6 protein-coding genes are annotated in these 5,044 nt (G+C 73.1%); 4 read left to right on the top strand and 2 right to left on the bottom strand.

What is annotated here, in order from left to right; genetic code table 11:
- The 3 genes from ACFVYN_RS04450 to ACFVYN_RS04440 form a co-directional block, all read left to right on the top strand.
- Positions 1-437 (top strand): acetate--CoA ligase family protein (locus ACFVYN_RS04450; protein WP_389992340.1); only part of this gene is annotated, 437 nt, incomplete at its 5' end.
- A complete protein-coding gene (locus ACFVYN_RS04445) occupies positions 428-1,249 on the top strand; it encodes an enoyl-CoA hydratase/isomerase family protein (RefSeq protein WP_389992337.1) in 822 nt (273 codons plus the stop codon). The genes ACFVYN_RS04450 and ACFVYN_RS04445, both read left to right, overlap by 10 nt.
- 58 nt (positions 1,250-1,307) lie before the next feature.
- Positions 1,308-1,895, top strand: a complete 588-nt coding sequence (locus ACFVYN_RS04440; protein WP_389992334.1) for a flavin reductase family protein — start codon at positions 1,308-1,310, stop codon at positions 1,893-1,895.
- Here ACFVYN_RS04440 and ACFVYN_RS04435 read toward each other — a convergent pair.
- A complete protein-coding gene (locus tag ACFVYN_RS04435; protein WP_389992332.1) occupies positions 1,892-3,199 on the bottom strand; it encodes an MFS transporter in 1,308 nt (435 codons plus the stop codon). The genes ACFVYN_RS04440 and ACFVYN_RS04435 overlap by 4 nt on opposite strands.
- 71 nt (positions 3,200-3,270) lie before the next feature.
- Between ACFVYN_RS04435 and ACFVYN_RS04430 the strand changes: the two genes are divergently transcribed.
- On the top strand, positions 3,271-4,338 hold the full coding sequence (locus ACFVYN_RS04430) for a GlxA family transcriptional regulator (protein WP_389992329.1): 1,068 nt from the start codon (positions 3,271-3,273) through the stop codon (positions 4,336-4,338).
- Here the strand turns inward: ACFVYN_RS04430 and ACFVYN_RS04425 are convergent.
- Positions 4,328-5,044 (bottom strand): zinc-binding dehydrogenase (locus tag ACFVYN_RS04425; RefSeq protein ID WP_389992326.1); only part of this gene is annotated, 717 nt, incomplete at its 5' end. The two genes, ACFVYN_RS04430 and ACFVYN_RS04425, sit on opposite strands and share 11 nt — an antisense overlap.

Here is a 5,044-nt window from a genome sequence, read left to right as displayed (position 1 = left end):
ACGCCTACCGCGAGCTGACCGACATCGCCCGCTACGAGGACGTCACCCTGGACGGGGTCCTGGTCTGCCAGATGGTCGAGCGGGGTGTCGAGATGGTCGTCGGGGCCGCGCACGACGAGCTGTTCGGGCCGACGGTGACGGTGGGGCTCGGCGGGGTCCTGGTCGAGGTGCTGCGGGACACGGCCGTACGGGTGCCGCCCTTCGGTGAGGAGCAGGCCCGGGACATGCTGGCGGACCTGCGCGGGCGGGCCCTCCTGGACGGGGTCCGGGGGCGGCCGCCCGCGGATCTCGACGCGCTCGTGGAGGTCGTGCTCCGGGTGCAGCGCATGGCGCTGGAGCTCGGGGACGAGGTGGCGGAGCTCGACATCAACCCGCTGATGGTGCTGCCCCGGGGGCAGGGGGCGGTGGCGCTGGACGCGTTGGTGGTGTGCCGGTGAGCGAGGTCGAGCACATCGTCGACGGCCACGTCTCGTACCTCACCCTCAACAGGCCCGAGGTCCTCAACGCCCTCACGCCCGGCCAACGGGACCTGCTCATCGAGCTGTTGGCCGGGGCGTCCGCGGATCCGCAGGTGCGTGCCGTGGTCCTGACCGGAACCGGGCGCGGCTTCTGCGCGGGGGCGGATCTGCGGGGGGCGTCCGGCGCGGGGGCGTCCGGCGCGGGGGCGTCCGGCGCGGGGGAACGCGTCGCCGGTGACGTGGCCCGCACGCTGCGGCTGGGGGCCCAGCGGCTGGTCGCGGCCGTCCTCGACTGCGAGAAACCGGTCATCGCCGCGGTGAACGGCACGGCCGCCGGTCTCGGCGCGCACCTCGCCCTCGCCTGCGATCTGGTCCTGGCCGCCGAGTCGGCGAGGTTCATCGAGGTGTTCGTGCGCCGGGGCCTGGTGCCCGACGGCGGCGGCGCCTATCTCCTGCCCCGTCTGATCGGCCCGCGGCGGGCGAAGGAACTGATGTTCTTCGGCGACCCGCTCACCGCGCCCGAGGCCGAACGCCTGGGCCTCGTCAACCGGGTCGTGCCGGACGAGGAGCTGGCCAAGACGGCCCGCGCGTGGGCCGAGCGCCTGGCCACCGGCCCGACCCGGGCCCTGGCCCTGACGAAACAGCTCGTGAACGCCTCCCTGGACGGCGACCGCGCCACCGCCTTCGCCGCGGAGGCCGCCGCACAGGAGATCAACATGACGACGGCGGACGCTCAGGAGGGCGTGGCGAGCTTCGTGGAGCGCAGGAGCCCCGAGTACCGGGGCCGTTGACGGCCGGGAGCACCGGACCCTTCCCATCTGACGCACCGTCAGCTTCAATGGGGATGTGATGGGACAAGCGGGGACGGCGGAAGCGGCCGTCCGCTACCTCAGGTCCGGGAAGGCCCTCGCCGTGGAGGCGCTGCCCCGCCCGGAGCTGCGGTGTGTGCGCGAGGACGAGCGGGCACCGGTCGACCCGGCCGAGTTCCGGCGTGTGCTGGGGAACTTCGCGACCGGCGTCACCGTGGTGACGGCCCCCGGGGCGCCGGGCGGGCAACCGGCCGGCTTCGCCTGCCAGTCCTTCTCCTCCCTCTCCCTCGACCCACCGCTCGTCGCCTTCATGGTGGCCCGTACGTCGGCGACCTGGCCGCGCATCGCCCGGGCGGGCGTCTTCTGCGTGAACATCCTGAGCGCGGACCAGGGCGCGCTGTGCAGGGGGTTCGCGGTGAGCGGCGCCGACAAGTTCGCGGGCGTGGCCCACGACCCGGCCCCGGTCTCCGGCTCCCCGCGCCTGGCGGGCACGCTCGCGTGGATCGACTGCACGATCCACGCGGTGCACACCGGCGGTGACCATCTCATCGTGGTGGGACGGGTGGACGCGCTGGGCACCGGCGAGGGCGGGGCCCCGCTGCTGTTCCACCGGGGCCGGTTCCTCTAGGCCGCCGCCGTCAGGGGAACGGGGACCGGCCGCCGCCGGATGACGAGCGCCATCAGCGCCGCCGCCGCGCACAGCGCTCCCGACGCGTACCAGACCATGTCGTACGTGCCGAACACGTCCCGTGCCACACCGCCGAGGAAGGCGATCAGGGCCGCGCCGACCTGGTGGGAGGCGAGGACCCAGCCGAAGACGATCGCGCTGTCGTCGCCGTACTGCTCACGGCACAGGGCGACGGTGGGCGGGACGGTGGCGACCCAGTCGAGGCCGTAGAAGACGATGAAGAAGAGCATCGGCGGGTGCACGGAGGGCGCGAGGAGCATGGGCAGGAACAGCAGCGAGATGCCGCGCAGGGCGTAGTAGACGGCGAGCAGGCGGCGGGGTTCGAAGCGGTCGGTGAACCAGCCGGAGGCGACCGTGCCGACGACGTCGAAGACGCCGATGACCGCGAGCAGGGAGGCGGCGGCCGTCACGGGCATGCCGTGGTCGTGGGCGGCGGGCACGAAGTGCGTCTGGATCAGGCCGTTGGTGGAGGCGCCGCAGATCGCGAAGGTACCGGCGAGCAGCCAGAAGGGGCCGGTGCGGGCGGCCTTGAAGAGGACCTTGACGGTCCGGCGGGCGGCACCGGTCACCGGTGCCGGCTTCGGCACGAACTCCTGGGCGCCGTACGGCTTCAGGCCCACGTCTGCCGGGTGGTCGCGCAGCAGCAGCCAGACGAAGGGGACGACCGCGAGGGCGGCGAGCGCGACGGTGATGGCCGCCGGGCGCCAGTCGTGCTTCTCCACCATCCAGGACAGCACCGGCAGGAAGATCAGCTGGCCGGAGGCGGAGGCGGCGGTCAGGATGCCGGTGACCAGGCCGCGCCGCTCGGTGAACCAGCGGTTGGTGACGGTCGCGGCGAAGGCCAGCGCCATCGAGCCGCTGCCGAGGCCGACGAGCAGGCCCCAGTAGAGCATCAGCTGCCAGGCGGCCGTCATCCACACGGTCAGGCCCGAGCCGACGGCGATCACGGTCAACGCGACCGCGACGACCCGCCGGATGCCGAAGCGGTCCATCAGCGCCGCCGCGAAGGGCGCGGTCAGGCCGTACAGCGCGAGGTTGACGGAGACGGCCGCGCTGATGGTGCCGCGCGACCAGCCGAAGTCGTCGTGCAGGGGGTCGATGAGCAGGCCCGGCAGGGAGCGGAAGGCGGCCGCACCGATGATCGTCACGAAGGCGACGGCGGCCACGAACCAGGCGCGGTGGATACGAGTGGGCCGCTTTTCCGTCGGGGGTACCTGGAGGGCGGCTTCGGTTGTCTCGGTCACGTCATAGAGCTTCCGTCCTGCGCCGCCCCGGTTCCATTGGCCCGAAGGACAGCATTCGTTAGGATCGGGCCATGAGCCCTGACCGTCGTGCCCAGGAGTTCCGCCCGCACCGCGTGGTCGTGCTGGCCATGGACGGCGTCCTGCCCTTCGAGCTGGGCATCCCGCACCGCATCTTCGGCCGCCCCCGGGACGCCGAGGGGCGCCTGCTGTACGAGGTCCTCACCTGCTCGATCCGCCCGCCGGGCCCGGTCCGGACCGACGCCGACTTCGCCGTCCAGGTCGAGCACGGCCCGCAGACCCTGGCCACCGCCGACACCGTGATCGTCCCGGCGTCGTACGAACTGGGCCCGGTCTTCGAGCAGGGCGTGCTGACCGCTGAACTGGCCGCCGCCCTCGCCCACATCCGCCCCGGCACCCGGCTCGCCTCCATCTGCACCGGCGTCTACGTCCTGGCCGCCGCCGGTCTCCTCGACGGCCGCCCCGCCACCACGCACTGGGCCGACTCCGACCGTCTCCAGCGGCTCTTCCCGCAGATCAAGGTGGACCCGGACGTCCTGTTCATCGACGACGGGGACGTCCTGACCTCCGCGGGCGTCGCCGCCGGCATCGACCTGTGCCTGCACATGGTGCGCCGCGACCACGGCACGGCGATCGCCAACGAGGTGGCTCGCCGCACCGTCGTACCGCCGCACCGCGACGGCGGTCAGGCGCAGTACATCCACCGGCCGGTGCCCGACCCGCAGCAGTCGACCACGACCTCGGCCCGCGCCTGGGCGCTCGGCCGCCTCCACGAGCCGATCCAGCTGCGGGACATGGCCGAGCAGGAGGCCATGTCGGTGCGCACCTTCACCCGCCGCTTCCGCGAGGAGGTGGGCGTCAGCCCCGGCCAGTGGCTCACCCAGCAGCGCGTGGAACGCGCCCGGCACCTCCTGGAGTCCACCGACCTCTCCGTCGACCAGGTCGCCCACGACGCCGGCTTCGGCACCGCCCAGTCGATGCGCCAGCACCTGCAGACGGCCCTCGGAGTCACCCCGACCGCGTACCGCCGCACGTTCAGGTCCGGCAGCGCGGGCCTCGACTCCCCTTCCGCGCGCTACGACGACGTCGGCACCCTGCGGGTCAATGCAGCTAGAACGTGAGCACCCCCCGTGCCACCCGCCCCGCCTCCGCGTCCCCGACCGCCTTCTCGAAGTCCTCGATCGGGTAGGTCTCCGTGACCAGTTCGTCGAGGAGCAGCCGTCCCTGCCGGTAGAGGTCCGCGTACAGCGGGATGTCCCGCTGGGGCCGCGAGGATCCGTAGCGGCAGCCGAGGACGGACTTGTCCAGGAACATCGAGGAGACGGCGAAGGACGCCTCCGCGCCCGCCGCCGGAACCCCCAGCAGGACCGCCTGCCCGTGCCGGTCGAGCAAGTCCACTGCGGCACGCACGAGTTCGACCCGGCCGACGCACTCGAAGGCGTGGTCCACCCCGTGCGGCAGCAGTTCCCGCACGCCCTCCGTCGAGGTCAGGAAGTCCGTCGCCCCGAACTGCCGGGCCATCGCCTCCTTCGCCGGATTGGCGTCCACGGCCACGATCCGCGAGGCTCCCGCGATCCGGGCACCCTGGATGACGTTGAGTCCGATCCCCCCGGTCCCGATCACCAGCACGCTCTCCCCCCGGTCCACCCGGGCCCGGTTGAGCACCGCCCCCACCCCGGTCAGCACCCCGCACCCGATGAGCGCGGCGGACGTCAGCGGGATGTCCTCCGGGATCCGGACCGCCTGCACGGCCTTCACCACGGTCCGTTCCGCGAAGGCGGAGTTGCACGCGAACTGGAACACCCGCTCCCCGCCCCGCGAGAACGG

Origin of the sequence: Streptomyces sp. NPDC058307, from assembly GCF_042880295.1 — a bacterium.
Classification (GTDB): domain Bacteria; phylum Actinomycetota; class Actinomycetes; order Streptomycetales; family Streptomycetaceae; genus Streptomyces.
The sequence above is the reverse complement of the archived record's forward strand: the minus strand, read 5'-3'. Positions and strand labels throughout refer to the sequence as shown.